At 64.7% G+C, this 25,075-nt stretch carries 25 protein-coding genes and 1 pseudogene; 5 read left to right on the top strand and 21 right to left on the bottom strand.

The annotated features are described in order from the left end of the window. Together EOA23_RS37060 and EOA23_RS13605 are read right to left on the bottom strand one after the other, a co-directional pair. Window positions 1–94: pseudogene (locus EOA23_RS37060) on the bottom strand (succinate dehydrogenase, cytochrome b556 subunit); the annotation flags it as partial. A gap of 228 nt (window positions 95–322) precedes the next feature. Beyond that, window positions 323–817: a hypothetical protein gene (locus tag EOA23_RS13605; RefSeq protein WP_127304506.1), complete on the bottom strand. Its 495-nt coding sequence runs from the start codon at window positions 815–817 to the stop codon at window positions 323–325. A gap of 344 nt (window positions 818–1,161) precedes the next feature. Here EOA23_RS13605 and EOA23_RS13600 point away from each other — a divergent pair, with 344 nt between their 5' ends. Further along, window positions 1,162–1,518, top strand: coding sequence for a hypothetical protein (locus EOA23_RS13600; protein WP_127304505.1), 357 nt, complete (start codon window positions 1,162–1,164; stop codon window positions 1,516–1,518). Here EOA23_RS13600 and EOA23_RS13595 read toward each other — a convergent pair. After that, the gene (locus EOA23_RS13595; RefSeq protein ID WP_127304504.1) at window positions 1,502–2,704 is read right to left on the bottom strand and encodes a GGDEF domain-containing protein; all 1,203 of its coding nucleotides are present in this window, start codon (window positions 2,702–2,704) and stop codon (window positions 1,502–1,504) included. The two genes, EOA23_RS13600 and EOA23_RS13595, sit on opposite strands and share 17 nt — an antisense overlap. A 260-nt stretch (window positions 2,705–2,964) precedes the next feature. Next, window positions 2,965–4,161 (bottom strand): GGDEF domain-containing protein, encoded by a 1,197-nt coding sequence (locus EOA23_RS13590; RefSeq protein ID WP_127304503.1) that lies wholly within the window; start codon window positions 4,159–4,161, stop codon window positions 2,965–2,967. 165 nt (window positions 4,162–4,326) lie between these two features. Here EOA23_RS13590 and EOA23_RS13585 point away from each other — a divergent pair, with 165 nt between their 5' ends. Then, complete coding sequence (locus tag EOA23_RS13585; protein WP_042645496.1) at window positions 4,327–4,632, top strand: hypothetical protein; 306 nt, start codon at window positions 4,327–4,329, stop codon at window positions 4,630–4,632. A gap of 66 nt (window positions 4,633–4,698) precedes the next feature. Here EOA23_RS13585 and leuC read toward each other — a convergent pair whose 3' ends face one another. The 8 genes from leuC to rplS form a co-directional block, all read right to left on the bottom strand. Then, window positions 4,699–6,108, bottom strand: coding sequence for a 3-isopropylmalate dehydratase large subunit (leuC, locus tag EOA23_RS13580; protein WP_126063674.1), 1,410 nt, complete (start codon window positions 6,106–6,108; stop codon window positions 4,699–4,701). A 73-nt stretch (window positions 6,109–6,181) separates the two neighbouring features. Continuing rightward, entirely contained in the window at window positions 6,182–6,334 is a 153-nt protein-coding gene (locus EOA23_RS13575; protein WP_189341599.1) for a hypothetical protein, read from the bottom strand. A 242-nt stretch (window positions 6,335–6,576) separates the two neighbouring features. Further along, window positions 6,577–7,227, bottom strand: a complete 651-nt coding sequence (locus EOA23_RS13570; RefSeq protein WP_127304502.1) for a class I SAM-dependent methyltransferase — start codon at window positions 7,225–7,227, stop codon at window positions 6,577–6,579. Window positions 7,228–7,284: 57 nt separating this feature from the next. Then, a complete protein-coding gene (locus EOA23_RS13565) occupies window positions 7,285–8,094 on the bottom strand; it encodes an amino acid ABC transporter permease (RefSeq protein WP_127304501.1) in 810 nt (269 codons plus the stop codon). 342 nt (window positions 8,095–8,436) lie between these two features. Then, window positions 8,437–9,234, bottom strand: a complete 798-nt coding sequence (locus EOA23_RS13560; RefSeq protein ID WP_126063671.1) for a transporter substrate-binding domain-containing protein — start codon at window positions 9,232–9,234, stop codon at window positions 8,437–8,439. A gap of 265 nt (window positions 9,235–9,499) precedes the next feature. Then, a complete protein-coding gene (locus EOA23_RS13555; RefSeq protein ID WP_127304500.1) occupies window positions 9,500–10,000 on the bottom strand; it encodes a MarR family winged helix-turn-helix transcriptional regulator in 501 nt (166 codons plus the stop codon). Then, window positions 9,997–10,431 carry an organic hydroperoxide resistance protein gene (locus EOA23_RS13550; protein WP_127304499.1) on the bottom strand — a complete coding sequence of 145 codons (435 nt, stop codon included), beginning with the start codon at window positions 10,429–10,431 and terminating at the stop codon, window positions 9,997–9,999. Before EOA23_RS13550 ends, EOA23_RS13555 begins: the two co-directional genes overlap by 4 nt. A gap of 442 nt (window positions 10,432–10,873) precedes the next feature. Next, the gene (gene rplS / locus EOA23_RS13545; protein WP_042645484.1) at window positions 10,874–11,395 is read right to left on the bottom strand and encodes a 50S ribosomal protein L19; all 522 of its coding nucleotides are present in this window, start codon (window positions 11,393–11,395) and stop codon (window positions 10,874–10,876) included. 367 nt (window positions 11,396–11,762) lie between these two features. On the opposite strand from rplS, the gene EOA23_RS13540 reads away from it, so the two are divergent. Further along, window positions 11,763–12,515, top strand: a complete 753-nt coding sequence (locus EOA23_RS13540) for a sulfite exporter TauE/SafE family protein (protein WP_127304498.1) — start codon at window positions 11,763–11,765, stop codon at window positions 12,513–12,515. Here the strand turns inward: EOA23_RS13540 and trmD are convergent. Together trmD and rimM are read right to left on the bottom strand one after the other, a co-directional pair. Next, window positions 12,497–13,201: a tRNA (guanosine(37)-N1)-methyltransferase TrmD gene (gene trmD / locus EOA23_RS13535; RefSeq protein WP_127304497.1), complete on the bottom strand. Its 705-nt coding sequence runs from the start codon at window positions 13,199–13,201 to the stop codon at window positions 12,497–12,499. The genes EOA23_RS13540 and trmD overlap by 19 nt on opposite strands. After that, window positions 13,198–13,797, bottom strand: a complete 600-nt coding sequence (gene rimM / locus EOA23_RS13530) for a ribosome maturation factor RimM (RefSeq protein WP_127304496.1) — start codon at window positions 13,795–13,797, stop codon at window positions 13,198–13,200. The genes trmD and rimM overlap by 4 nt, the downstream gene beginning before the upstream one ends. Before the next feature lie 97 nt (window positions 13,798–13,894). Here rimM and EOA23_RS13525 point away from each other — a divergent pair, with 97 nt between their 5' ends. Together EOA23_RS13525 and EOA23_RS13520 are read left to right on the top strand one after the other, a co-directional pair. Beyond that, window positions 13,895–14,833, top strand: coding sequence for a tyrosine recombinase XerC (locus EOA23_RS13525; RefSeq protein WP_127304495.1), 939 nt, complete (start codon window positions 13,895–13,897; stop codon window positions 14,831–14,833). 348 nt (window positions 14,834–15,181) lie between these two features. Continuing rightward, window positions 15,182–16,246: a TraB/GumN family protein gene (locus tag EOA23_RS13520; RefSeq protein ID WP_127304494.1), complete on the top strand. Its 1,065-nt coding sequence runs from the start codon at window positions 15,182–15,184 to the stop codon at window positions 16,244–16,246. 624 nt (window positions 16,247–16,870) lie between these two features. Here the strand turns inward: EOA23_RS13520 and EOA23_RS13510 are convergent. The 7 genes from EOA23_RS13510 to EOA23_RS13480 all read right to left on the bottom strand — a co-directional run. After that, on the bottom strand, window positions 16,871–18,529 hold the full coding sequence (locus tag EOA23_RS13510) for an acetolactate synthase large subunit (RefSeq protein WP_127304493.1): 1,659 nt from the start codon (window positions 18,527–18,529) through the stop codon (window positions 16,871–16,873). 173 nt (window positions 18,530–18,702) lie between these two features. Next, complete coding sequence (gene lpdA, locus EOA23_RS13505; protein WP_127304492.1) at window positions 18,703–20,109, bottom strand: dihydrolipoyl dehydrogenase; 1,407 nt, start codon at window positions 20,107–20,109, stop codon at window positions 18,703–18,705. 24 nt (window positions 20,110–20,133) lie between these two features. Next, entirely contained in the window at window positions 20,134–20,889 is a 756-nt protein-coding gene (locus EOA23_RS13500) for a glucose 1-dehydrogenase (protein ID WP_127304491.1), read from the bottom strand. Beyond that, on the bottom strand, window positions 20,886–21,362 hold the full coding sequence (locus tag EOA23_RS13495; RefSeq protein WP_189341598.1) for a hypothetical protein: 477 nt from the start codon (window positions 21,360–21,362) through the stop codon (window positions 20,886–20,888). The genes EOA23_RS13500 and EOA23_RS13495 overlap by 4 nt, the downstream gene beginning before the upstream one ends. Window positions 21,363–21,391: 29 nt before the next feature. Next, window positions 21,392–22,033: a DUF4241 domain-containing protein gene (locus EOA23_RS13490; RefSeq protein WP_245474158.1), complete on the bottom strand. Its 642-nt coding sequence runs from the start codon at window positions 22,031–22,033 to the stop codon at window positions 21,392–21,394. An 88-nt stretch (window positions 22,034–22,121) separates the two neighbouring features. After that, the gene (gene odhB, locus EOA23_RS13485) at window positions 22,122–23,396 is read right to left on the bottom strand and encodes a 2-oxoglutarate dehydrogenase complex dihydrolipoyllysine-residue succinyltransferase (protein WP_127304488.1); all 1,275 of its coding nucleotides are present in this window, start codon (window positions 23,394–23,396) and stop codon (window positions 22,122–22,124) included. Window positions 23,397–23,441: 45 nt separating this feature from the next. Then, window positions 23,442–25,075 (bottom strand): 2-oxoglutarate dehydrogenase E1 component (locus tag EOA23_RS13480; protein ID WP_127304487.1); only part of this gene is annotated, 1,634 nt, incomplete at its 5' end.

Here is a 25,075-nt window from a genome sequence, read left to right as displayed (position 1 = left end):
TCGTCATCGTGATAGGAGGCCGGTAGATCGTCAGATGCGGCGAGAGCGGCCGTTCACGTCTGGCAACTGCGCGGGTGGCTGGTGATTTGCTCATGGCTGCCCCAGTTCGGCGTCCTGGATGCCGCTACCGAGGAGCAGCGTTTTCCGCCCTCATATATGGCTCCGGACAGGCGGTTTCTAATGCTCTTTTTGCACCGCGTCAAAGCCGGAAAATCGTTTTGGAAACATCATTTAGTCTGACAAATTTGCGGCCGCGCGCTTCAATCGATTAGCGGCTGTTTCGAAGCCGGCGCAAGGTCTCGTTGCAGTGCAGCAAAGAGCGCTATCTCCGACAGGTCTGCGGCGTCGATCCCCTCTTCATCACCAGCGCCTCGCGGCCGTCGATCACGATTGCGTCATGCGTCGACGCTTCCTGGTAGCGGCTGCTCTGGTTGGCGGGCGAGGCCGCGAATTCCTCGGTCGAGCCATCCGGGCGAGCCACGCGCAAAGACGAGCCGAGATTCTGGATGGTGATCATGCCGCCATTACCGCATCTGTAAGTGGCTGTGCCGATGCCGGATCGCGGCACGGTGAGGTCGGTGATGGTCTTGGTTGCCTGGGGTGCGGGCGTTTTGGGCGCAGTCGCTCCCTGCGGCATTTGAGATGCCCGCGGCGCTGGAGGCGTCGCGGATGCGGCGGATTGCTGTGCCAGCGCAGGCGCGGCGACCGGGGCCGCCGCATTGGCCGCCTTCGGCGCGCCGTCCTGCGGCACGCAGGCCGCGGCTGCGAGAAGCAGCGGGATGGTGATCGACACCCGAACCGTGTGGCCAATGCTCATGCGCTGCCCTTTCGTGCGCGGCACGCTACAGCAATTCCAGGAGAAGTGTGAAACGGTTTTCCGTCCGGAATTGCGTCAAAACAAAGAGATAGAGTGGTTTGTCGTTTCCGTTAAACGACGAACCGCTCTACCACGCGACGCATCAAGATCAAGTTCGACCAGAGTGAGCCGGCTGCAGGACCGTCCTGCGGCGGGCAAGAACCGGGCCCTCGAAAATTAACCATGTTCCTTAAGAACCGGCGCCGAAAGCCTTCTGGCTCTTAACAAAGGTTAAGAAAGGGTTAATTTCCGATTCGGATCGGGAATCCAGGCGCGATCCGTCGCGCCGATCAAGGGAGAGCGACATGCGTTCGAATTCAGTGCGTGCAGGCCTTGCCGCAGCAGTGCTGGCGGGGCTTGCGACGGCGATCGCAGCGCCGGCCGAAGCCGGCTTGCGCCATCACGACCGCGTCTATGCCGATTCCTTCGGTAATCTCGTCATCGACAGCGCCGCCGGCTACAAGCGCATCATCGTCGGCGAGGGCAGGCTCGCGAAAAAGCTTTCCGAATTCACCAGCGCCGGCCAGCCGGATGTCGTCTATGACGACGCGGACGAGCCCGGCGCGCCCGGCTGCTACCAGCCGCCGGTGCTGGTCAAGGGCCGCTCCTATATGTACGGGCTTTCCGATGGCGAGATGCCCAATCTCAGCCCTTGCCGTTGAAGATCGTCGGCGTTTGGCGCCGCCTGAGCGCGCCTGACACGCGCACGCAGTCGCGGCCGGCATTCTTGGCTTCGTAGAGCGCGGCGTCGGCGCGCCGCAGAAGATCGGCAAACCCTTCGCCGGCGGCCAGTTCCGCCACGCCGAAGCTGGCGCTGCAGCGATGATCGGCCGGCAGGCCCTCGATCGGCAAGGCTCCAAAAGCGTTGCGCGCCCCTTCGGCAAACAGCCGCGCCGCGGCAAGGTTGGTGCCGGGCAGGATGATGGCGAACTCCTCGCCGCCGATACGGCCGGCGACATGGTGCTCGGCCGCGGCCTCGCGCAGAAAGCCGGCGAATGTCTCGATGACGCGGTCGCCGCAGGCATGGCCATAACTGTCGTTGATGCTCTTGAAATAGTCGAGATCGGCGATCACCAGCGCCACCGGCACGCCGCGGCGGACGGCGTCGCGCATCGCAAAGACCGCGTGGCGCTCGAAGCCCCCGCGGTTGAAGAGCCGCGACAAAGCATCGGTTTCCGATTTCGAGGTCGCTTCGCTGAGCGCGTCGCGCACCAGCACGGCAAGCGCAAGCAGCGCCAGCGCCAGCCCGAACACGGTGCCGAGCGATTGCGACACCAGCGCGTAAGCCGTCTGCACATAAGCTTGCGGGTTGGCGCCCCAGCCGCCCAGCGCGCCGGCGATGAACGGCTTGGAGGCGAATTGCACGGCGCTCGCGCCTAGCACCAGCGCGAGCACATGGTCCAGCCATGCAAGCCTCTGCCGGGAGGACAGCACGATGCCGAGCGCCGCGAACTGCATGGCGGCATAAGGAAGCTGGTAGGCCATCATCCGCGCCAGCGACTGGCGCGGCAGGTCCTGCACCAGATAGACGGCGGCCGACGCGACGACCAGGAAGCACAACATCGGCGCCCATGGCGGCCGCACGCCGTATTTATGGGCCAACCCGCCATTGAAAGCGATGGTCGCGCCGAGGAACACGGCAAAGGCGGCAACGACCGGCAACCGGGCGTCCGAGAAGGAGGGGATGCTGAATTCGATGCCGAAATAAGCCATGCCGAGCAGGTAGCTGAAGGCAAGCCAACGCGCTGACGCGCGCCCGGTGCCATACACGGCAATCGCCATGAACGCCGCCGCCAGCAGCCCGGCGACGGCGAGGTTGATCATCAATATGAAGTCGGCGCTGCCCATGTCTGCTCCTTGACCGAGGGCTATCATCGACCGGCGAAAATCACGTTAACGCCCAGCATGACGGGAGGACAGCCGACCGTCGCGATTAGCCGCAAGACCTCCGGTCGTCAGGGCATTTGGAACGCGACGTAGAGGTCAATGGCAATCCCTGGTTCCGCGATTGGCCGAGCCATCCCTCCGATCGTCATCCGCGGGCGAAGCAAGGAGCGAAGCGACGCGCGCAGACCCGTGGATGACGAAGGCGCGGGTGTCCACCCGCCTCACCCAATGGCGAACCGCTCGGCGACGAATGTCGTTTCCGGCCTCTCGTAAGAGAGCCGCACGCTGTCGCGGCCGTTCTTCTTGGCCTTGTAGAGCGCCTCATCGGCGCGCCGCATCAAGGGCATCAGCCCTTCCCCGCCGGAGCGGGCGGCGACGCCGAAGCTGGCGGTCACCCTGGCGCCGGGCGGCAGGCCGTCGACCGTGCCGGCCGAATAAAAGCTGCGGATCGCCTCGGCGAACAGCCTTGCCGCCCCCAGGTCGCTGAGCGGCAGAAGCACGGCGAATTCTTCGCCGCCGATGCGGCCGGCGGCTCCGCGCGCGCCGGTGGCCGAGCGCAGCTTGGCAGCGAAGTCGGCGATCACCCGGTCGCCGGCCTCATGCCCGTATTGATCGTTCAGGGCCTTGAAGTGATCGAGGTCGGCCAGCACCAGGGCGACGGGAAATCCTGCCCTGGCGCACTGATCGAGCAGCACGGTCGACCGCTCCTCGAAGCCGCGGCGATTGAGGATGCCCGAGAGCGGATCGGTGTGGGTCTCCGCCTTCAGCGCCCACACCACGTCGAGCGCCGCCGCGGTGAACAGGCAAAGCGCGATCAGCAGCGACAGCAGCGCATGCAGCAGCAGCGCCGTCGTCCAGTAGGACGAGGCATAGAGCTCGTCGTAGCTCTTGAACGGTCCATTCGCGATGATGATGGCCAGCGTCCGCACGAAGAAGTTCAGCCCGGAAAGCAACGCCAGCACGAACAGCATCTTCTCGGTCGGACCATTGCCGCGCACCACGCGCAGTTCGGCGGCGGCCAGAAGGCTGATGCCGCCAAGCGCGAAATTGACGACGAGGATGCGCCATGTCAGATCCGGCTGAACGAACAGGAACCAGCTGAACGCAGCCATGCCGCTTCCCGCCAGCACGCCGATCCCGACATAAGGGACGGGCCGGCCGTGGCGCGCGACGATGGCGCCGACCAGACAGGACCCGGCAAGGCAGAAGCACAGATTGGAGAGGAACTTGGACGGCGCCAGGCCGGCCGGGAAGGTGAAGTGCTGGAACAGGAACCCGCCAGCGGCGAGAGCATAGCTTGCCGCCAGGACCGCGAGGTAGGGACGATGGCGCTGATAGCACCACAGCACGAGGAACGCAGCGCCAAGCGCCAGCGCTATCGTCGGATTGAGCAGCGCTATGAGCAGACCGGTGTCCAAAGGACTGCGACTTTCCCCAACTTACCCAAGGGGAGATGTTAGGACTTAAGCCCAAACAAGCGGTTAAGCGCTCTCGATAAACACGCCGCGAAACCATGGGGAACCGGGCTTGCCGGAGCGGCGTTGTCCGGCCAGACTGGAGTCGCTAGACAGGAGACGATTGCGATGGCCGACACGATCACCTTGACCGATCACGATGAAATCCGCTCCTGGGCGGCGGCGCGGGCCGGCTTTCCGGCCATTGTCGACGTATCGCCGGAGCCTGGCACGCAGGCCATGCTGCGCCTGGTTTTTGACCAGCAGGCCTATGAGGACGAGGACCGGCCGGAACGCCCGCCCAATGCCGGCGGCTACGAGTTGGTCGAATGGGACGAATGGTTCAAGATCTTCGACGACCGCCAGCTGGCATTGGTCGTCGCCGCCGACGAGCCCGGCCGGCGCGAGGAGTTTCACGAGATCATCCGCAGGTAGGATTGTTGGAAAGCAAAAGGCCCGGACAAAGCGCCCGGGCCTTTTGTTTGCTTCTGAAGCCAGTGGTTACTTCCAGTCGCGGATGTCGACGAAATGGCCGGCGATCGCGGCGGCGGCCGCCATGGCCGGCGACACCAGATGGGTGCGGCCCTTGAAGCCCTGGCGGCCCTCGAAGTTGCGGTTCGAGGTCGAGGCGCAGCGTTCATGCGGCTTCAGCCGGTCGTCATTCATGGCCAGGCACATCGAGCAGCCCGGTTCGCGCCAGTCGAAACCGGCGGCAACGAAAATCTTGTCCAGGCCTTCGGCCTCGGCCTGTTCCTTCACCAGGCCGGAGCCCGGCACGATCATGGCGTTGACGCGCGGATTGACCTTCTTGCCCTCGACCACCTTGGCTGCGGCGCGCAGGTCCTCGATGCGGCCATTGGTGCAGGAGCCGATGAAGACCCGGTCGAGCGCGATGTCGGTGATCTTGGTTCCCGGCGTCAGGCCCATATATTCCAGTGCCCGATGCTTGGAGGAACGCTTGTTCTCGTCCGTGATGTCTTCGGGGTTCGGCACGATGCCCTGCACCGAGACGACGTCCTCCGGCGAGGAGCCCCAGGAGACGATCGGCGGCAGCTTCGCCGCGTCGAGCACGATCACCTTGTCGAAATGCGCGCCTTCGTCCGACTTGAGCGTCTTCCAGTAGGCAAGCGCCGCATCCCACGCCGCGCCCTTGGGCGCGCGCGGCTTGTCCTTGACATAGGCGAAGGTCGTCTCGTCCGGCGCGATCAGGCCGGCGCGCGCGCCCGCCTCGATCGACATGTTGCAGATCGTCATGCGCCCTTCCATCGACAGCGAGCGGATCGCTTCGCCCGCATATTCGATGACATAGCCGGTGCCGCCGGCCGTGCCGATCTCACCGATGATGGCGAGGATGATGTCCTTGGCGGTGACGCCTTCAGGCAGCTGGCCGTCGACGCGCACGAGCATATTCTTGGCCTTGCGCTGGATCAGCGTCTGGGTGGCGAGCACATGCTCGACCTCGGACGTGCCGATGCCATGCGCCAATGCTCCGAAAGCACCGTGCGTCGAAGTGTGGCTGTCGCCACACACGATGGTCATCCCGGGCAGGGTGAAGCCCTGCTCGGGCCCGATGATGTGGACGATGCCCTGGCGGACGTCGTTCTCGGAATAATATTCGATGCCGAAATCCTTGGCGTTCTTGGCCAGCGCCTCGACCTGGATGCGGCTTTCCTCGTTCTTGATGCCGAACTTGCGCTCCGGGGAGGTCGACACATTGTGGTCGACCACGGCCAGCGTCTTTTCCGGATGCCGGACCTTGCGGTTCGACATGCGCAGGCCTTCGAAGGCCTGCGGGCTGGTGACCTCATGCACGAGGTGGCGGTCGATATAGAGCAGGCAGGTGCCGTCATCCTGGCGGTCGACGACATGGTCGTCGAAGATCTTGTCGTAGAGGGTGCGCGGTGCGCTCATGTGCGTAAATCCGTCGATATGAGAATGGGAAAAGCACGCCGGCAATCCGGCGCGACGACTGCGATCGGTCGGGTCAGTTAAGTCGGCTGGTCAGCGCGCCGCAAACGCGCGCGGAGAAACGCGACGGCAGGCGCTTCCTGTCCTGCAGCACGAAACCCTTGTAGGCCGGATCGCTGAAAAGCTTTTCCATGGCGGCGTAGATAGCAATGTTTTGGCTTTTCGGCAATTGCGGCGGAACCTGTTCCTCGCCCCACGAAGTGGGGAGAGGTGGCCCGGCGAAGCCGGGACGGAGAGGGGCCTGCGGCGGTGCCTGGAGTTTTTAAAGCCTCCTACCGCCTCAAAGCCCTTCGGTCTTGCCTTGTCTTGCAGCGGCTCTTGTGTCGCGGAGGTCGCCCCCCTCTCCGTCCCGGCTTCGCCGGGCCACCTCTCCCCCGCCTTCGCGGGGGCGAGGAACTGGCGCCAGCCTATTCACACCACCTCGAACACGAACGTCTTCACCAGCGCTGCCGGATCACCGATCGCATAGCAGCGGAACCACGGGCTCTGCTCGACCGCGCGCCATTTCCCCGTCTGCGTCAGCTCATCGAACACCGCCTGGAACCCGCCGCTCTCGAACACCTGGTCGCGCACGGTGAAGATGGCGTGGCCGCCGCTTCTGGTGATACGCACCAGTTCGTGCAGGCCGGAGGCCGGCGCGTGGCCGATGGTGAAGACCCCGGTCGAGAAGAAGGCGCGGAAATGCCGGTCCGGCCAAGGCAGCGGGCCGCCGAGCATCGCTTTCTTCAGCTCGCCATAAGCCGGCTTGCCACCGACCTGGCGGCTGCCGGCGATCTTCAGCATGTCATCGGAGAGGTCGAGGCCGACGATGTCGCCATAGCCAAGCGCCTTCAGCGACGGTCCTGACAGGCCGGTGCCGCAGCCGGCGTCGAGCAGCGGGCCTTCGCCCGCCGGCACGTGCCGCGCCACCCAGGCGGTGATCAGGAACGGCAGAAGGTAACCCAGCGAAGCGGTCTCGCTGTCATAGGTCGCGGCCCAGTCGGCATAGGCCCTGGCGAGCCCTTCCGGCGAGTCGGCCGAATAGACGGAATCCAGCGCCGCATTGGCCTTGTCGAGATTCATGGGCACCTCCTCCGCGATGATGAGCGGAGGGATCGTAGCGCGGACTTTTGCTGCCGGCTATTCCTGATGCTGGCGGCGCAGCCGCTGCTCCAGCCCCCGCAGCGCCAGCGACAGGCCGATGGTCAGGATGAGGTAGATATAGGCGACGATCGAATAGGTCTCGAAGAAGCGGAACGAGCCGGCGGCATAGACCTTGCCCATCTGGGTGATGTCGGCGACGCCGAGCACCGAGACCAGCGAAGAATCCTTGACCATGGCGACGAAATCGTTGCCGAGCGGCGGCAGGATCATGCGGATCGCCTGCGGGAACACGATCAGCCTGAAACGCTGCGCGCGGGTAAGACCAAGCGCCTTGGCGGCTTCGATCTGGCCCTTCTCGACCGACTGGATGCCGGCGCGGAACACTTCCGAGATGAAGGCCGAATAGCCGATGGTCAGCGCCATGATGGCGCGCCAGAGCAGCGAGACGTCGCGCACCAGCAGTTCGCCCATCAGCCCGGCGCCCTGCAGCGGCGCGGTCAGCGCATTCCAGGCGGCGACGAAGGCCGGCGCGCCGGCGAAGGCGATCCAGAACAACAGCACCAGGATCGGCACGCCGCGGATGATCTCGACATAGAAGCGCGCGATCTGCCGCAGCCACTGCGATCCCGACAGCGCCATCAGCGCGATTCCGAGCCCAAGCGCAGAGGCTAAAGCGAAAGCGACCGCGGTGACGAAGATGGTGATGCCGATGCCCTTGGCGACGGTGGCGAAGACCTCGGCATAGAGATCGCTGGACGCGATGGCGAGGGCGGCAGCCAGTGCGAGGGCGGCCGCAGCGGCCAGCCACCAGGGGAATTCGGGTTTGGTGGATGTCGTCGCAGACATCAGGCGGTTTCGCCTGAGAGCAAGCTCCAAATGTTAGGCGCCCAGGCCCCCCTCTCTGGCCTGCCGGCCATCTCCCCCTCAAGGGGGGAGATTAGCAGTTTGAGCCGCGCCGCACATTCTGCGACGTCGATAGTTGGCGAAGGCCGGCGCGACATCCAATGTCCCCCCTTGAGGGGGGTGAGGAGAGGTCCGCGTAGCGGACGAAAAGCCAATTGCTTGGCTTTTCGAACGACGAACGCCCGGAGCGACAGCGAAGGGCCGGGCCCGGCAGGGCAGAGAGGGGGGACTGGGCGCAATGTCAGCGCGATTTCCTGCAAACCCACCGCGCGCACCAAGACGAGCTCACTGCCCCATCTTGTAATCGAGGAACCACTTCTTGTTGAGCTTGTCGAACGTGCCGTCGGCCTTGAGCGAGGCGATCGCGGCGTTGACCGGCTTCACCAGGTCCGAGCCCTTGGGGAAGATGAAGCCGAAATCCTCGGTGCCGAGCGGGCCGCCGATCAGCTTCAGCTTGCCTTCCGAGGCATCGACATAGCCCTTGCCGGCGGTGCCGTCGGTCAAGACGACGTCGACGTCGCCCGCCTTCAGCGCCTGCACGGTCGCGCCGAAGGTCTCGAACAGCTTGATGCGCGGGTTCTGCTCGTTGCCGTCGAGCACGCTGTAGACGGCGGTGTAGAAGGGCGTGGTGCCGGGCTGGGCGCCGATCAGCCCGTCCTTGAAGGCGCCGAAGCTCTTGGCGTCGGTGAAGCGGCTTTCATCGCCGCGCACCAGCATGAACTGCTCCGAGCGCATATAGGGATCGGAGAAGTCGACCTTCTCCTTGCGGTCGTCCTTGATGGTGATGCCGGTCATGCCGATGTTGTACTGGTTGTCCGAAACCGCCTGGATCATCGCGTCCCAGGAGGTGTTCTGGTACTCGACCTTGAAATTCAGCCGCTTGGCGATCTCGTCCATCGCGTCATATTCCCAGCCGATCTGCTTGCCGGTCTTCTTGTCGATGAACTGCAGCGGCGGATAGGCGTTTTCCGTCACCACCACGACCTTCTTGCCGCCGAGGTCGGGCAGATTGTCGGCGAGCGCGGCGACAGGCGCGAGGAGGCAGGCCACCATGGCGGCCAGCAGCAATTTCGACTTGGTCATGACAAATCTCCGAAGGTGCGACCGCGCTGCAATTTCGCGGCCTGGGAAAATCCGGCGCCGACTTTAGAGCAATTCCAGGAAAAGTGTGAAGCGGTTTTCCGTCCGGAATTGCGTAAAAACAAAGAGATAGAGCGTCTCGCCGTGAAACGGTGAGACGCTCTATCTTGCCGCAAGCGCCTTGCAAGCCGGTCCGCGCAGCCGCAGGCCGCCAAGCACGCAATCCAATGCTCGTCGGGGATGGTTTCGAGGACTGCCTTTGCGCCATTCAGTCCTGATTGGCCGTTGCCCCGCGCAATCCGGCGACCAGCCGCGTCAGCGTGCCATGCAGGGCTTTGAGCTCGGCCCGCTCCAGCGGCATGCCGCAGCTTAAGCCTTCCTGCACGTCCTTCATCTTCACCCGCAGCGCCTCGCCCTTCGCGGTCGGCTCGACCAGCACCCGGCGTTCGTCGGCGGCGTCGCGCCGGCGCGTGACGAGGCCGCCCGCTTCCATGCGCTTGATCAACGGCGTCAGCGTCGCCGAATCCAGGCCGAGTGCCGCGCCGAGCTCGCCGATCGTGCTCGGCGAATGCTGCCATAGCGCCAGCATGGCCAGATATTGCGGATAGGTGAGGCCGAGCGGATCGAGCAGCGGCCGGTAGAGCTTGGTCATCAGCCCGCTGGCTGAATAAAGCGCGAAGCAGAGCTGCTGGTCGAGGCGCGGCACCTCGATCACCCCGGCGTCCTGCGCCGGGGCTGGCTTGGTGATGGTTTCGGTTTTCGTCGTCATGCGGCCTTTGCCGGAAGCGTCGTAGTGGACAGCGCCACGTCGATATTGCCCCGGATGGCGTTGGAATAGGGGCAGACCTTGTGCGCTTCCGATACAAGCGCCTCGGCGCCCGCCTGATCAAGCCCCTTGATCTCGGCCGCCAGCGCGACGCCGAGGCGGAAGCCGCCCTGGCCGTTCGGATAAAGGCTGACCGTGGATGTAATCGAAGCGTCCTCGAGCGGCAGCTTCTGCTGGCGGGCGATGAAGCGCACCGCGCTCTCGAAGCAAGCCGCATAGCCGATGGCGAAAAGCTGCTCCGGATTGGTGGCGCCGCCCTTTCCGCCGAGCTCCTTCGGCATCGCGAGGTCGACCTTGAGCAGGCCGTCGCTGGTTTCGCCGTGACCGTTGCGGCCGCCGCTGACGTGAGCCTGGGCGGTGTAGAGTGCTGACATTTTCGATCTCCGTTGATTTGTACACGATTATTTAGTGTACAAGATAATTGGACGTCAAGGGGTACCATGCGCCTATCTCCGATGCTCGGATGAATGGGCGGCAGGCCCTCAGCTTCGTCATCCACGGGCGGAGCGACGCGAAGCGGAGCGAAGACCCGAGGATCCATTCCGTTACCTCAGCCATGAAGCGCAGCGGGGCAGAATTCTGCACCGTTGCGGAGCCTCGATGTCACGGCATGGATCCTCGGGTCTGCGCTGCGTCGCTTCGCTCCTTGCTCCGCCCGTGGATGACGAAGCCGAGGCGTTTCAGCCAATCACGAAGGCATGCGGTTCGCGAACGCAGGTTGGATAGGAACTGATCGGGGAACCGGTAGGGTTAGGCTTGCCGCCAAACGAAAAAGGCGGCCGAAGCCGCTTTTCCGGAACCTGTTTCGCAGAAGCCTTATTCGGCCGAAGCAGCCTCGGCGGCGGCCTTCTTCTCGGCGGCTTCCTTGGCGGCCGTCTCGGCGGCCAGCGCCTGGGCGGCGGCGACCTTCTCGGCCTCGATGCGGGCGCGCTCGGCGTTCAGCGCATCACGCTCTTCGTCGTTCAGCTTGCGGGCGCGCACGCCGGTGTTTTCCGAAATGCGGGCCGACTTGCCGCGACGGTCGCGCAGGTAATAGAGCTTGGCGCGGCGCACCTTGCCGCGGCGCACGATCTCGACGCCCTCGACCATCGGCGAGTAGACCGGGAAAACGCGCTCGACGCCTTCGCCGTAGGAAATCTTGCGGACGGTGAAATTCTCCTGGAAGCCGGAGCCGGAGCGGGCGATGACGACGCCCTCATAGGCCTGGACGCGGGTGCGGCTGCCTTCGGTGACGCGCACCTGGACGCGCACGGTGTCGCCCGGCTGGAATTCGGGCAGCTTGCGCTTGGCTTCGATCTTGGCGGCCTGTTCGGCCTCGAGCTGACGGATGAGATCCATCTCAAATATCCACTTCTTGTTCTTCCGACAGTCAGAGCGTCCTCGGCTCGCCTTGCAGTTCCAACGACCGCTCGGCTATGCCCTTTGTCGAAACATCGGGCAGGGACGGCTACACCGCCATTTGTTGACGGGTCCAGAAGATCGTTCTTCCGGTTCGGGCGGCGACATACAGCTATTTCGGCGCTTTGTCACGTCCAAATGCATGTCGCCCGGAAGTGTGCGCGGTTCTGGGACGACGATACGCATCGAAAAAGAACTTTAAGGCGTATTTTTTGAGCTCCTGGTACCATCTTATTGCCTCGTGCCGGGTTGCGCGAGCCCGCCAAGCTTTCTAAGCCGGGAACGTGTATTCCCGGGCCTTCCCTCCATGACGTTCTCCGATGCCGTCCTGCTTTTCCTCGCGGGCTTTGCCTCCGGCGCCGCCAATGCGGTCGCCGGCGGCGGCACTTTCCTCACCTTCGGCGCCATGACGCTGGTGGGCCTGCCGCCGATCGTCGCCAACGCCACCTCCTCGGTGACGCAGCTGCCGGGCTACATCACCTCGACTCTCGCCTATTGGACCGATATCCGCCACTTCTGGCGTGGCGCCTTGCTGCTTTGCCTGATCTCGGCCTTCGGCGCGCTGGCCGGCTCGCTCATCCTGCTCGGGCTGACCAATCCGTCATTCCGCGCCCTCGTGCCCTGGCTGCTCATCGCCGCGACCGCCCTGTTCGCCGCCGGGCCGTGGCTGAAGCCGGCGGCCGGCCCGGAACATCAGGCCTCGGTCGGCTCGCTCGCCGGTTCGCTCGCGCAATTCGCGACCGCGGTCTATGGCGGCTTCTTCGGCGCCGGCATGGGGGTAATGATGCTCGCCACGCTCGGCCTGACGCAAGCCGGCGATTACCACCGGCTCAACGCGCTGAAGAACATGCTGTCCATCGTGATCGCGGTCGTCGCCATCCTGGTCTTCGTTTCCGGAGGCGTCGTCGCCTGGCCGCAGGCGATCGTCATGATCCCGGGCGTGGCGCTCGGCGGCTATGCCGGGGTATGGATCGCCAAGCGCGTGCCGCAGGCCGTGGTGCGCGGCTTCGTCGTCGCCGTCGGCCTGCTCCTGGCTTTCTACTATTTCACCAAGGGCTGAGGCGGAGCGCCAAGCAGGTCGGGCCGCCGTTCCCGCGTCAGCTTCTCCGCCTCCGCGCGCCGCCATTCGGCAATCTTCTTGTGGTTGCCTGAAACCAGCACGTCCGGGATCGGCCGGCCTTCGAACTCCTGCGGCCGCGTGTAATGCGGATGCTCGAGTAGGCCGTTCTCGAAACTCTCTTCCTCGCCGGACACAGCATTGCCCATGACGCCCGGCAGCAGCCGCACGACGGCGTCGAGCAGCACGAGCGCCGCCGGCTCGCCGCCCGACAGGATGAAATCGCCGATCGAGACCTCCTCGAGCGCCCGCGCGTCGATCAGGCGCTGGTCGACGCCCTCGAAGCGTCCGCAAAGGATGACGACGCCCGGACCGGCGGCAAGCTCGCGCACGCGGGCCTGCGTCAGCGGTTTGCCGCGCGGGCTCATCAGCAGTCTTGGACGCTCATCGCCTGGCGGCGAAGCGTGGTCGATGGCTCGCGCCAGCACGTCGGCGCGCATCACCATGCCGGCTCCGCCGCCGGCCGGCGTGTCGTCGACCGTGCGGTGCCTGTCGGTGGCGAAATCACGGATCTGGATCGTTTCCAGCGACCATGTACCGGCCTCCAGCGCGCGGCCGGCGAGCGACAGGCCGAGCGCGCCCGGGAACATCTCCGGATAGAGCGTCAGCAACGAAGCGGCAAAGCTCAACGGTTGCCCCCGGCATCCTTCGGTCCGCGCGGCCGGCCCTTCGGGTCGAAGCCGGACCGGCCCGGTGCTTCACCATCGTCCTCATCTTCGACCAGGCCAGCCGCCAGCGGATCGACCTCGACGAAACCGTCGGCGATCGAGACATGCGGCACCGCTGCCTGCGTGAACGGGATCAGCACGCCCTTGCGGCCGGCAAGGGTGACATCGAGAATGTCGCCGCCGCCGAAATTATGCACGGCGACGACCTTGCCGATGACGCCCGTGTCGTCCCGGACGTCGAGGCCGACGAGATCGGCATGATAGAACTCGTCCTCCTCGCCGTCGTCAGGCAGCACCGAGCGGTCGACGAAAAGCTCCGTGCCGGCCAAAGCCTCGGCGGCATTGCGGTCGTTGACGCCCTTGAAGCGCACCACCACCACTGTCCCGGCAGGCCTGATATCGGTAATATGGAAGGCACGGCCGTCCTTGGCGAAGAGCGGGCCGTAATCGGCCAGCGCCAGCGGATCGCCGGTGAAGGTCTTCACCCTGAGTTCGCCCTTGATGCCGTGCGCGGCACCGATGACGGCCATCTGTACGGGGTTTTCGAGCTTCGACATGGCGGCACTTCCTTTGCCTTGCTCTAGCCCTCTGACGCCATCATTTCAATGAGGCCCTCTTCACTGCTTCCTAACCCGCATACATGACAATGCCGGCATGCAGGAATTCCTCATCCCAGCCAAACCCGACCTCCAGGCGGCGCGCGAAACGTGGCTGAAGACACTGGCGCATGAGCGCCGGTTGTCGCCGGAGACGGTCGAGGCCTATGAGCGCGACACCCGCCAGTTCCTGCATTTCCTGACCGGACATTGCGGCGGACCGCCCGGCATTTCCGACATCGCCGACCTGCGTCCCGCCGATCTGCGCGGCTTCCTCGCCAAGCGCCGCAGTGACGGCGCAGGCGCCCGCACGCTGGGGCGCGGTCTTGCCGGCATCCGCTCGCTGCTGCGCTTTCTCGAAAAACGCGGCCTCGTCAACGCTGCGGGTGCCATCGCTCTGCGTGCGCCGCGCCAGCCGAAATCGCTGCCCAAGCCGCTGACGGCAAGCGACGCCAGAAAGGTCGTGGCGATGGAGGGCCAACTCGCCGAAGAACCCTGGATCGCGGCGCGCAATGCCGCCGTGCTGACGCTGCTCTACGGCTCCGGCCTGCGCATTTCGGAAGCGCTGGGGTTGACCGGCGCCGATCTGGCGACGGAAGCCGACACCGTGCTGCGCGTCACCGGCAAGGGCGGCAAGACGCGACTGGTGCCGGTGCTGCCGGTGGCCCGCAAGGCGGTGGTGGAATACCGCCGGCTCTGCCCCTTTCATATCGGTCCCGACGGCCTTTTGTTCCGCGGCGCCCGCGGCGGCCCGCTCAACCCGGCCATCATCCAGCGCGAGATGGCGAAGCTGCGCTCGGCGCTGAACCTGCCCGACACGGCAACGCCGCATGCCCTGCGCCACTCCTTCGCCACCCACCTGCTCGGCCGCGGCGGCGACCTGCGCACCATCCAGGAACTGCTTGGCCACGCCAGCTTGTCGACGACCCAGATCTACACCGGCGTCGACACCGCGAGGCTGCTCGACATCTACGAGAAGGCGCATCCAAGGGCGTGAGCCGCCTGAGGTCATCCGGAGCCCTCCGGACTTCGTCATTCCAGGGCGGAGCAAGGAGCGAAGCGACGCGCGCAGACCCTGGAATCCATGCCGTGACCTCAACGCTCCGCGACTGAGCAAAATTCTGCATCGCCGCATTCCACGGCCCACATAACGGAATGGATCCTCGGGTCTGCGCGCGTCTCTTCGCTCCTTGCTCGCCCGTGGATGACGATGCGATGGGCGTTTCGGCCAATCGCCGAGGTATTCGATCCGCCAACCCGAGCGAACGTCAAAGCTCACCGCATCGCAAACAATTTCACCTGCCGATTAACCGTTTGGCCGCTTTTCAGCGCTAAGACGCTTCCCATGAAACGCGTCATCGCCATTGCCGACCGCGCGGCCGTTATCTCGTTGAAGCTGCTTGCGGCGCTCAACCTGCTGTTTTTCCTGTCCTTCATCGTCGTTCTGCTGCTCGCAAGCCGGGCGCATGCCGAAGCGCCGAATTGCGCCGGCACCGATCTGTTGACCGCGCTGGAGAAGAACGATCCGGCCGCCTTCCAGAAGGTCGAGGCCGAATCGGCGGCCGTACCCAACGGCAAGGGCCTGCTGTGGAAGCTGGAGAAGCCGGGCGAAAAACCGTCCTATCTGTTCGGCACCATGCACATGACCGACACGCGCGTCACCACGCTGCCGGCCGCCGCGCAGAAAGCCTATGCCGGCGCCGGCACCGTCGTCATCGAAACCACCGATGCGATGGACAAGGCCAAGATGATGGCCGCGATGGCCAGCGAACCCGGCCTGATGATGTTCACCGACAACACCACGCTGTCGTCGCTGCTGTCGCCGGACGATGCGGCGGCGCTGAACAAGGGGCTCGACGCCCGCGGCATCCCGCCGGCGACGGTCGCCAAGATGAAGCCGTGGATTCTGTCGGCGATGATGGCGTTGCCGGCCTGCGAGGTGGCGCGCCAGAGCGCCGGCGAACCCGTGCTGGACGTCAAGCTCGCTTCGGAGGCCAAGGCCTCTGGCAAGGACGTCGAAGGGCTCGAGACCGCCGTTGGCCAGCTGCGCGCGATGGCTTCGCTGCCGCTCGAATTCCACATGAAGAGCCTGGTCGAGACCATGAAGCTCGGCGACAAGGTCAACGACGTCAACGAAACGATGATCGTGCTCTACCAGCGTGGCGAGATCGGCATGTTCTGGCCGCTGTTCAAGGCGGTGCTGCCCGAGACCGCCGATGACCAGGCCGGCTATGCCGCCTTCGAGCAGACCATGATCACCAGCCGCAACAAGGTGATGGCCGCGAATGCGATGCCGATTCTGGCCAAGGGCAACGTCTTCATGGCCGTCGGCGCCATGCATCTGCCCGGTCCGGAAGGACTGGTCGAGGATTTTCGCAAGGCAGGGTATAGTGTTACCGCCGTCAACTGAGTCGTCTGGCGGCTGGCGGACCTGAAAACGCCGGTTTTTCAGCGCTTTCCGTCCGTTTGCGTGAAACCCGATGCGGGATCAGCGCGTTGATGGCTGTTATTTTGATGACTTTCATCCAAGGAGGACACGTTTCATGGCGAACCCTAACGACCCCTTCACCCCTTCGAGCCCGCCTCCCAGATCGGGTGGCGGCGGCAGCGGGTGGCTGATCGCCCTTGTTGTCATTATCCTGGCCATTGTTGCGTATTATGTCTTTGGCAGAAGCGGCGGCGAGCATGCGCCCGCCCCGGCTGAGCCGCCGGCCGCCAGCACGCCGGCTCCCGCGCCCGCGACGCCCGCTCCGGCTCCAGAGCCTGCGCCCGCTCCGGCGCCAGCCCCGGCTCCTGCACCCGCGCCAGCCCCTGCGCCCGCTCCGGCTCCAGCACCGGCTCAGTAATCGAACTGCAGCTTGAAAACGAACGGCCCGTCGAAAGGCGGGCCGTTTTGTTTTGTGTCACTGTCTCCAGCTTCGGAAAATGCTCAAGTAGAACTGCGCAGAGATCTTGACCGGTCGGCTCTGCTTGCGTTGGCAGGTGGCATGCGTTGGGGATTGGCCGAAACGCCCATCGCGATCGTCATTCCAGTCTAATCATCCGGCATCGGACTGGCCGGCCAGGGCAGCCGATGGCGCAGCTCTTCGACCAGGACCCGCTCATTCTCCGAATAGTCGATCGGAACGACGACGAGATTGACGCCGCCCGCGGCAAAGGCCTGCTCAAGGGCCGGTCTCAGCTCGGCAATGGCGCCTACCCTGGTGCCCTTGGCGCCGTAGGCTTCGGCATAGCGGACGAAATCGGGATTCCCGAAGGTCATGCCGAAATCGGGAAAATCGTCGACCGCCTGCTTCCAGCGGATCATGCCGTAGGCATGGTCCTCGATGATCAGGACCACGAGGTTGAGCTTCAACCTGACGGCGGTTTCCAGCTCCTGGCTGTTCATCATGAAGCCGCCATCGCCGCAAACCGCCATGACGCGGCGTTCTGGAAAAAGCATCGCCGCCATCATCGCCGACGGCAGGCCGGCACCCATCGTGGCCAACGCATTGTCGAGCAGCAACGTGTTGGCGACGCGCGTGCGGTAGTTGCGCGCGAACCAGATCTTGTACATGCCATTGTCGAGCGCCAGGATGCCGTCGGCCGGCATCACCGCGCGCACGTCGTGCACCAGGCGCTGCGGCGTGAAGCGGTCCTCGCTGTCGCGCGCCGCGATGCGGCTCAATATCCCCTCGCGCAACGGCAGCAGTGCCTGTGCGTTGGGAATGTTGCCTTCCAGGCGGTCGGCCAACAGCCTGAGCGACGCGGCGATATCGCCGATCACCTCGGTTTGCGGGAAATAGACCTGTTCGACGGTGGCCGGCTGGTAGCCGACATGAATGACCTTCGGACCGTCGGCGCCCATGATGAAGGGCGGCTTCTCGACCGTGTCGTGGCCGATCGTGATGATGAGATCCGCCCGCTCGATCGCCTCATGCACATAGTCGCGCTCGGACAGGGCGGCTGTGCCCATATAGAGCTCGGTCCCACCCGGCACCGTGCCCTTGCCCATCTGGGTGGTGAAATAAGGAATGCCGGTCCGCAGAACGAACTGGGCGAGGTCCGAGGTCGAGCGCGGCCGCGAGGCGGCGGCGCCCATCATCGCCAGCGGCCGCTCGGCCTCTATGATCATCTGCGCGGCGCGGTCGAGCGCAAGCGGGCTCGCCAGCGGCAGCTCGACGGGGTGCGGCGGAATCGGCGCCACGGCGTCGCATTCCTCGGCGGCGATGTCTTCGGGCAGCTCCAGATGCACCGGCCCCGGACGCTCCTCGCCGGCCACACGGAAAGCCTCGCGCACCACGCCCGGGATCATCCTGGGCGAAACGATCTGACGCGAAAGCTTGGTCAGGGGTTTCATCGCCGCGACGACGTCGACGATCTGGAACCGGGCCTGCCTGGACGACCTGACGCCCTTTTGTCCGGTGATCATGACCATGGGCATGGCCCCGAGCAGCGCGTAGGCCGCGCCTGTGGTCAGGTTCAAGGCGCCCGGGCCAAGTGTGGTGATGCAGACGCCGGGCCTGCCGGTGAGCCGGCCGTGGGTGGCGGCCATGAACGCGGCCGCTTGCTCATGGCGGGTCAGGATAAGCTCGATCGAGGATTTTCGAATGGATTCGACGACGTCGAGATTCTCCTCGCCCGGTATGCCGAAGATGCGATCCACGCCTTCATTCTCGAGGGCGGCAACAAGCAGATCGGAGCCTTTGGACACGAGGTATCTCCTAGAGCGTTTCACCGTTTCATAAAAACGGCGAACCGCTCTATCTCTTTGTTTTTACGCAATTCCGGACGGAATACCGCTCACACTTTTCCTGGAATTGCTCAAGCGAACCTTGCGAAACGAGCCATGCCGAACGCTGACGCGTATCGCCCTTCGGTTCGGGACTAGATATGGATAGGCTTGAAGAAGGTTGCCAGCGCCGCTTCCTTCACCGCTTCCGACATTGTCGGATGCGCGTGGCAGGTGCGGGCAAGGTCCTCCGACGAGCCGCCGAATTCCATCAGCACCGCCGCCTCGTGGATCATCTCGCCGGCGCCGAAGCCAACGATATGCACGCCGAGCACGCGGTCGCTGGCCTTGTCGGCCAGGATCTTCACGAAGCCGTCGGTGTGCAGCATGGCGCGCGCGCGGCCATTGGCGCTGAACGGGAATTTGCCGACCTTGTAGTCGATGCCGGCCTTCTTCAATTCCTCCTCGGTCTTGCCGACGGAGGCGATCTCCGGGCTGGTGTAGACGACGCTCGGAATGACGTCGTAGTTCACGTGCCCGGCCTGGCCGGCGATCGTCTCGGCCACCGCCACGCCCTCGTCCTCGGCCTTGTGCGCCAGCATCGGCCCGGCGATCACGTCGCCGATGGCATAGATGCCGGGCACATTAGTCCTCAGATGTCCATCGGTCTTGACCCTGCCGCGCTCGTCGAGATCGACGCCGGCTTCCTCCAGCCCCAGGCTGTCGGCATAGGGCCGGCGTCCGGTGGCGACCAGCACCACATCCGCCTCGATCGTCTCAGCGGCACCGCCCTTGACCGGCTCGAAGGTCACGGTCGCGCCCTTCTTGGCCTTGGCCACACCCGTGACCTTGGCGCCGAGCTTGAACTCGAAGCCCTGTTTGGAGAGCAGCCGCTGGAACTGCTTCGATACCTCACCGTCCATGCCGCCCAGGATGTTGTCGAGGAACTCGACGACCGTGACCTTGGCGCCCAGCCTTGCCCACACCGAGCCGAGCTCCAGCCCGATGACACCGCCGCCGACCACCACGAGATGCTCCGGCACCTTGGCCAGCGACAGCGCGCCGGTGGAGGACACGATCACCTTCTCGTCGAAATCGACCTTGACGCCCGGAATGCCGGCGACATCCGAGCCCGTGGCGATGACGATGTTCTTCGTCTCAATCTCCTCGACCTTGCCATCCTCGCCGGTCGCCGAAACCTTGCCGGCGGAGATCACCTTGCCGGTGCCGCGGAAGGAATCGATCTTGTTCTTCTTGAACAGGAAGGCGACGCCATTGACGTTGGAGGCGACCGTCGTGTCCTTATGCGCCATCATCTTCTTCAGATTGAGCTTCGGCGCCGGTATCTCGACGCCCAGCGTATCGAAGGCATGGCCAGCCTCGGCGAACATCTCGGAGGCGTAGAGCAGCGCCTTCGACGGGATGCAGCCGATGTTGAGGCAGGTGCCGCCGAAGGTGGCGTTCTTCTCCACCACCGCCGTCTTCAGCCCGAGCTGCGCCGCCTTGATGGCGCAGACATAGCCGCCCGGCCCCGACCCAATGATAACCACGTCATAAGCCATGATAGAATCCTTCTTATCCGGCCTTTAGCGGCCGCCGCTCACATTCAGGATCGCGCCCGTTATATAGGAGGCCGCGTCCGACAGAAGATAGAGAACCGCGCTGGCGACTTCGTCCGCCGTGCCGGCGCGTTTCATCGGCAGCATGTCCTGCATCCGCGCCACACGGTCCGGCTGGCCGCCCGAGGCATGGATTTCAGTCTCGGTGATGCCGGGGCTGACCGCATTGACGCGGATACCTTCCAGCGCCACCTCGCGCGCCAGCCCCATGGTCATGGTATCGATCGCGCCCTTGGAGGCGGCGTAGTCGACATATTCGCCGGGCGAGCCCAGCCGGGCGGCGGCGGAGGAGATGTTGACGATGGCGCCGCCCTTGCCGCCATGCCGCGTCGACATGCGCCTCACCGCCTCGCGTGCGCACAGGAACGAGCCGACGACATTGATGCGCATCATGCGCTCCAGCCGCTCGACACTCATCTCGTCGACCCGCGCCTTGAGGTCGACGATGCCGGCATTGTTGACGAAAGCGTCGAGCTGGCCGAAGGCCCGGTCCACGGCTTCGAACATCGCGATGACATCGGCCTCGTTGCCGACATCGCCCTTCACTGCGAAGGCATCTCCACCGGCGGCCTTGATCTCGGCGACCAGCGCATCCGCCGCGGCTTGATTGGAGACATAGTTGACTGCCACCCGGTAGCCGGCCCCGATCGCCTGGCGGCATATGGCGGCGCCTATGCCGCGGCTGCCGCCGGTGACCAGCAGCGTCTTTTTCTCGGCGCTCATTCCTGGCAGCCTTTCAGCACGAAGATGTCCCACGGCACTTTGGAAAAGCCGGCGGGACCGTAAGCCGCCGACATCTCCAGCGACGGCCCGAGATCGGGGAAGATCAGGCTTTTCGGCGCGTCGACGCCCTCGGCCGGCAGCAGGCCGACGCCGCCCTTCTCGTCGGCGCTGTAGATGACGCCTTCCCACACGGTGCAGGCGGCGAGCTCCTCGCCGGTGACGTCGCCCGTCGGGCATTTGTACATCAGCGAGCCATGCGGCCGCGCCGCCGATCCTTCCGTCCACATCGCGATGCCGTCGAGCACTACATTGTTGTCGAGGATCATGCGGAAGGCATTGGTGATCGTGGCCGAGGTGCCGGCCGGCGTGAAGTCGATCTCGGCACCGCTCTGCGCTTCGCCATAGACGGCGAGCTGGATCGGGCAGGCGGCCTGGGCGGCGGAAGCCGACAATAAAACCGCCGATCTAGCCATCCACCGGATTATGAGTGAGGCAAGTATCCTCATCGATCGGCCTCGTTACGGCCATCCGCGTTCTCGAGCACTTCGAAGTCGGTCATCAGGAGCAAAGGTTCGCCGGCGGCGTCCAGCCCCCAGAAGGATCGATACGAGCCATCGCCATAGCCAGTATCGAACATAACGACATTGATCGGGTTTCCTTCGATCGGACTATCGATACAAAACCTGTCGATACTGCACGCGACGCCGGCGAGATAGTCGTCAAGTTCCTCTTGGTCAGACATTATCGTCAGGACCGACTTGTCCATAAATGACGCAACCGCGTCATCAACGATAAATTCAAGAAATTCAGACTTATAGACCGGTGGGCGATCGGCAACGAAGGTCGCCAATTCCCAGCGTGCTGGCAAGCCGGGGCCGAACCGCAAGACCGCTGCGGCAATGCAGCCTTGCGCCTGAAGCAGTATGACCGGGTAGCGCCCCGGCTTTACCTTGCGGCTAAACGGCGGCCGCCCCAGTCCGGTGATGAGCGGGTCGCAGGCGACGATTTCGCCGGTGGGCAATTCAAGCTCACCGATCGTGATGGCGGTGATGTTCCGTTCTGCCATTTCGGCAAAGCTGAGAGCGAAGACGCCGAGGTTGCTGCTGATCTCGGCGGCGTCCCAATCGGCGGGCGAAGCGACCACGGGCAAGTCGGAAAAAAGCCAGACGCGTCCACGCCGAAGGAATCGGCGTAAGGCATCTGACCAACCGCTCATTGCGGATCAGCTCCGATCACAGATCGAGCACCAGCCGCTCGGGATCCTCCAGGCTTTCCTTGACGCGCACCAGGAAGGTCACCGCTTCTTTGCCGTCGACGATGCGATGATCGTAGCTGAGCGCCAGATACATCATCGGGCGGATGACGATCTGGCCGCCGACCACCATCGGCCGGTCCTGGATCTTGTGCATGCCGAGAATGCCCGATTGCGGCGCGTTCAGGATCGGCGTCGACATCAGCGAGCCATAGACGCCGCCATTGGAGATGGTGAAGGTGCCGCCCTGCATGTCCGCCACCGAAAGCTTGCCGTCGCGCGCGGCGAGGCCTAGGCGTCCAATCTCCTTTTCGATCTCGGCGATCGACATCTGGTCGGCGTCGCGCACCACCGGCACCACAAGGCCCTTGTCGGTGCCGACGGCGACGCCGACATGCGCGAAGTTCTTGTAGATGATGTCGGTGCCGTCGATCTCGGCATTGACCGCCGGGATCTCCTTCAGCGCATGCGTCACCGCCTTGGTGAAGAAGCCCATGAAGCCGAGCTTCACGCCATGCTTCTTCTCGAACACGTCCTTGTATTTGGCCCGCAGCGCCATAACCGCGCTCATATCCACCTCGTTGAAGGTGGTGAGCATGGCGGCGGTCGACTGCGCCTCCTTCAAGCGGCGCGCGATGGTCTGGCGCAGCTTCGTCATGCGCACGCGCTCCTCGCGCGGCGCATCCTCGGCCGAGGACGGCGCGCGGGCGACGACCGGCGCAGGTGCCGCCTTCGGCGTCTCGGCCGGCTGCGAGGGCGCGCCCTTGGCGATGGCGTCGAGCACATCGCCCTTCAGCACCTGACCGCGCTTGCCGGAACCGGAGAGCTGGTCGACCGAGAGATTGTGCTCCGCGATAAGCTTGGCCGCGGCCGGCGCCGGCGGCATGGTGCGCGGCTCGATCGGACCGTTGTCGCCAGCGATCTTGGCGGTCTCGGCCGCGGCCTGCTTAACCGAAGACGCGGCATCCGGGCTGGAAGCCTGCGCCACTGCCTGCGGCTTCGTGGCCGGAGCCGCGCCGCCCGCCGAAATCGAGCCGAGCAGCGCGCCGACATTGACCGTCTCGCCTTCCTTGACGGTGATCTCGGCCAGCGTTCCGGCGCCCGCGGCAGGCACTTCCACCGTCACCTTGTCGGTTTCGAGCTCGACCAGGGGCTCATCGGCGGCGATCGCGTCGCCGACCTTCTTGAACCACTTGCCGACGGTCGCCTCGGTGACGGATTCGCCCAGAGTGGGGACGCGGATTTCGGTAGCCATTGTGCCTGTCCGTTCTCTTGTCTTTTTGAGGTCTGTTTCGTCCGGTTATTCGCCGAGAGCGTCGTCGAGCAGCGCGGCGAGCTGGCTGAGATGCTTCGACATCAGGCCGGTCGCCGGCGAGGCCGAGGCCGGCCGCCCGGTGTAGCGCACCCGCTGATGCTTGGCGTCGATATGCGCCAACACCCATTCAAGATAGGGGTCGATGAACGACCAGGCGCCCATATTCTTGGGCTCCTCCTGGCACCACACCATCTCGGCATTGCGGAAACGCGACAGCTCGGTGATCAGCGCCTTGGCCGGGAACGGATAGAGCTGTTCGACGCGCAAAAGGTAGATGTCGTTGATGCCGCGCTTCTCGCGCTCCTCATAGAGGTCGTAATAGACCTTGCCCGAGCACAGCACGACGCGGCGGATCTTGGAGTCCTTGACCAGCTTGATCGGCTGGTCGGCCAAGAGCTGCGCATCGTCCCACAGCAGCCGGTGGAACGAGCTCTCGCCCGAAATCTCCGACAGCGTCGACACCGCCCGCTTGTGGCGCAGCAGCGACTTCGGCGTCATCAGGATCAGCGGCTTGCGGAAGTCGCGCTTCAACTGCCGGCGCAGGATGTGGAAATAGTTGGCCGGCGTGGTGACGTTGGCGACCTGCATGTTGTCTTCCGCGCAGAGCTGCAGGAAGCGCTCGAGGCGGGCGGATGAATGCTCCGGCCCCTGGCCCTCATAGCCATGCGGCAGCAGGCAGACGAGACCCGACATGCGCAGCCACTTGCGCTCGCCCGACGAGATGAACTGGTCGAACACCACCTGGGCGCCGTTGGCGAAGTCGCCGAACTGCGCTTCCCAAAGCGTCAGCGCCTTGGGCTCGGCCAGGCTGTAGCCGTATTCGAAGCCCAGCACCGCCTCTTCCGACAGCATCGAGTTGATGACTTCGTAGCCGGCCTGCGCCGCCGAGAGGTTGTTGAGCGGGATGTAGCGGGTCTCGTCGCGCTGGTCGTAGAGCACCGAATGGCGCTGCGAGAAGGTGCCGCGCTCCGAATCCTGGCCGGAAAGCCGGATCGGGTTGCCGTCGAGCAGGATGGCGCCGAAGGCCAGCGCTTCGGCCGTCGACCAGTCGATGCCTTCGCCGGACTCGATCGCCTGGCGGCGGTTCTCGAGGAAGCGCAGGATCGTCTTGTGCGCCTCGAAATCCTTCGGCACCTCAGTCAGCTTCTTGCCGATCTCCTTCAGCGTGCGCACCGGCACGGCTGTCTTGCCGCGCCGTTGCTCATCCTGGTTGTCGGCGGTGCGCAGGCCGGACCACGCGCCATCCAGCCAGTCGGCCTTGTTCGGCTTGTAGCTCTGGCCGACTTCCCACTCGGCTTCCAGATGCGCGCGCCAGTCGGCCCGCATCTTGTCGACCTCGGCCTGGGTGACGTGGCCCTCCGCGATCAGCCGGTCGGCATAGATCTGCACCACCGTCTTGTGGGTGCGGATGTTGCGGTACATGATCGGCTGGGTGAAGGCCGGCTCGTCGCCCTCATTGTGGCCGAAGCGGCGATAGCAGAACATGTCCACGACTACCGGCTTGTGGAACTTCATGCGGAACTCGGTCGCGACCTTGGCGGCGTGCACCACGGCTTCCGGATCGTCGCCATTGACGTGGAAGATCGGCGCCTCGATCATCTTGGCCACATCCGACGGAT

Source organism: Mesorhizobium sp. M2A.F.Ca.ET.042.01.1.1 (assembly GCF_003997405.1).
In the GTDB taxonomy this organism is placed as follows: domain Bacteria; phylum Pseudomonadota; class Alphaproteobacteria; order Rhizobiales; family Rhizobiaceae; genus Mesorhizobium.
This window is presented reverse-complemented; position numbering and strand designations above follow the sequence as displayed.

Bases quoted from the DNA above. Each gene is read 5' to 3' on its own strand.
- EOA23_RS13605 (WP_127304506.1), bottom strand. From the start codon at position 817: ATGAGCATTGGCCACACGGTTCGGGTGTCGATCACCATCCCGCTGCTT.
- EOA23_RS13600 (WP_127304505.1), top strand. From the start codon at position 1,162: ATGCGTTCGAATTCAGTGCGTGCAGGCCTTGCCGCAGCAGTGCTGGCG.
- EOA23_RS13595 (WP_127304504.1), bottom strand. From the start codon at position 2,704: ATGGGCAGCGCCGACTTCATATTGATGATCAACCTCGCCGTCGCCGGG.
- EOA23_RS13585 (WP_042645496.1), top strand. From the start codon at position 4,327: ATGGCCGACACGATCACCTTGACCGATCACGATGAAATCCGCTCCTGG.
- leuC (WP_126063674.1), bottom strand. From the start codon at position 6,108: ATGAGCGCACCGCGCACCCTCTACGACAAGATCTTCGACGACCATGTC.
- EOA23_RS13570 (WP_127304502.1), bottom strand. From the start codon at position 7,227: ATGAATCTCGACAAGGCCAATGCGGCGCTGGATTCCGTCTATTCGGCC.
- EOA23_RS13565 (WP_127304501.1), bottom strand. From the start codon at position 8,094: ATGTCTGCGACGACATCCACCAAACCCGAATTCCCCTGGTGGCTGGCC.
- EOA23_RS13560 (WP_126063671.1), bottom strand. From the start codon at position 9,234: ATGACCAAGTCGAAATTGCTGCTGGCCGCCATGGTGGCCTGCCTCCTC.
- EOA23_RS13555 (WP_127304500.1), bottom strand. From the start codon at position 10,000: ATGACGACGAAAACCGAAACCATCACCAAGCCAGCCCCGGCGCAGGAC.
- EOA23_RS13550 (WP_127304499.1), bottom strand. From the start codon at position 10,431: ATGTCAGCACTCTACACCGCCCAGGCTCACGTCAGCGGCGGCCGCAAC.
- rplS (WP_042645484.1), bottom strand. From the start codon at position 11,395: ATGGATCTCATCCGTCAGCTCGAGGCCGAACAGGCCGCCAAGATCGAA.
- EOA23_RS13540 (WP_127304498.1), top strand. From the start codon at position 11,763: ATGACGTTCTCCGATGCCGTCCTGCTTTTCCTCGCGGGCTTTGCCTCC.
- rimM (WP_127304496.1), bottom strand. From the start codon at position 13,797: ATGTCGAAGCTCGAAAACCCCGTACAGATGGCCGTCATCGGTGCCGCG.
- EOA23_RS13525 (WP_127304495.1), top strand. From the start codon at position 13,895: ATGCAGGAATTCCTCATCCCAGCCAAACCCGACCTCCAGGCGGCGCGC.
- EOA23_RS13520 (WP_127304494.1), top strand. From the start codon at position 15,182: ATGAAACGCGTCATCGCCATTGCCGACCGCGCGGCCGTTATCTCGTTG.
- lpdA (WP_127304492.1), bottom strand. From the start codon at position 20,109: ATGGCTTATGACGTGGTTATCATTGGGTCGGGGCCGGGCGGCTATGTC.
- EOA23_RS13500 (WP_127304491.1), bottom strand. From the start codon at position 20,889: ATGAGCGCCGAGAAAAAGACGCTGCTGGTCACCGGCGGCAGCCGCGGC.
- EOA23_RS13495 (WP_189341598.1), bottom strand. From the start codon at position 21,362: ATGGCTAGATCGGCGGTTTTATTGTCGGCTTCCGCCGCCCAGGCCGCC.
- odhB (WP_127304488.1), bottom strand. From the start codon at position 23,396: ATGGCTACCGAAATCCGCGTCCCCACTCTGGGCGAATCCGTCACCGAG.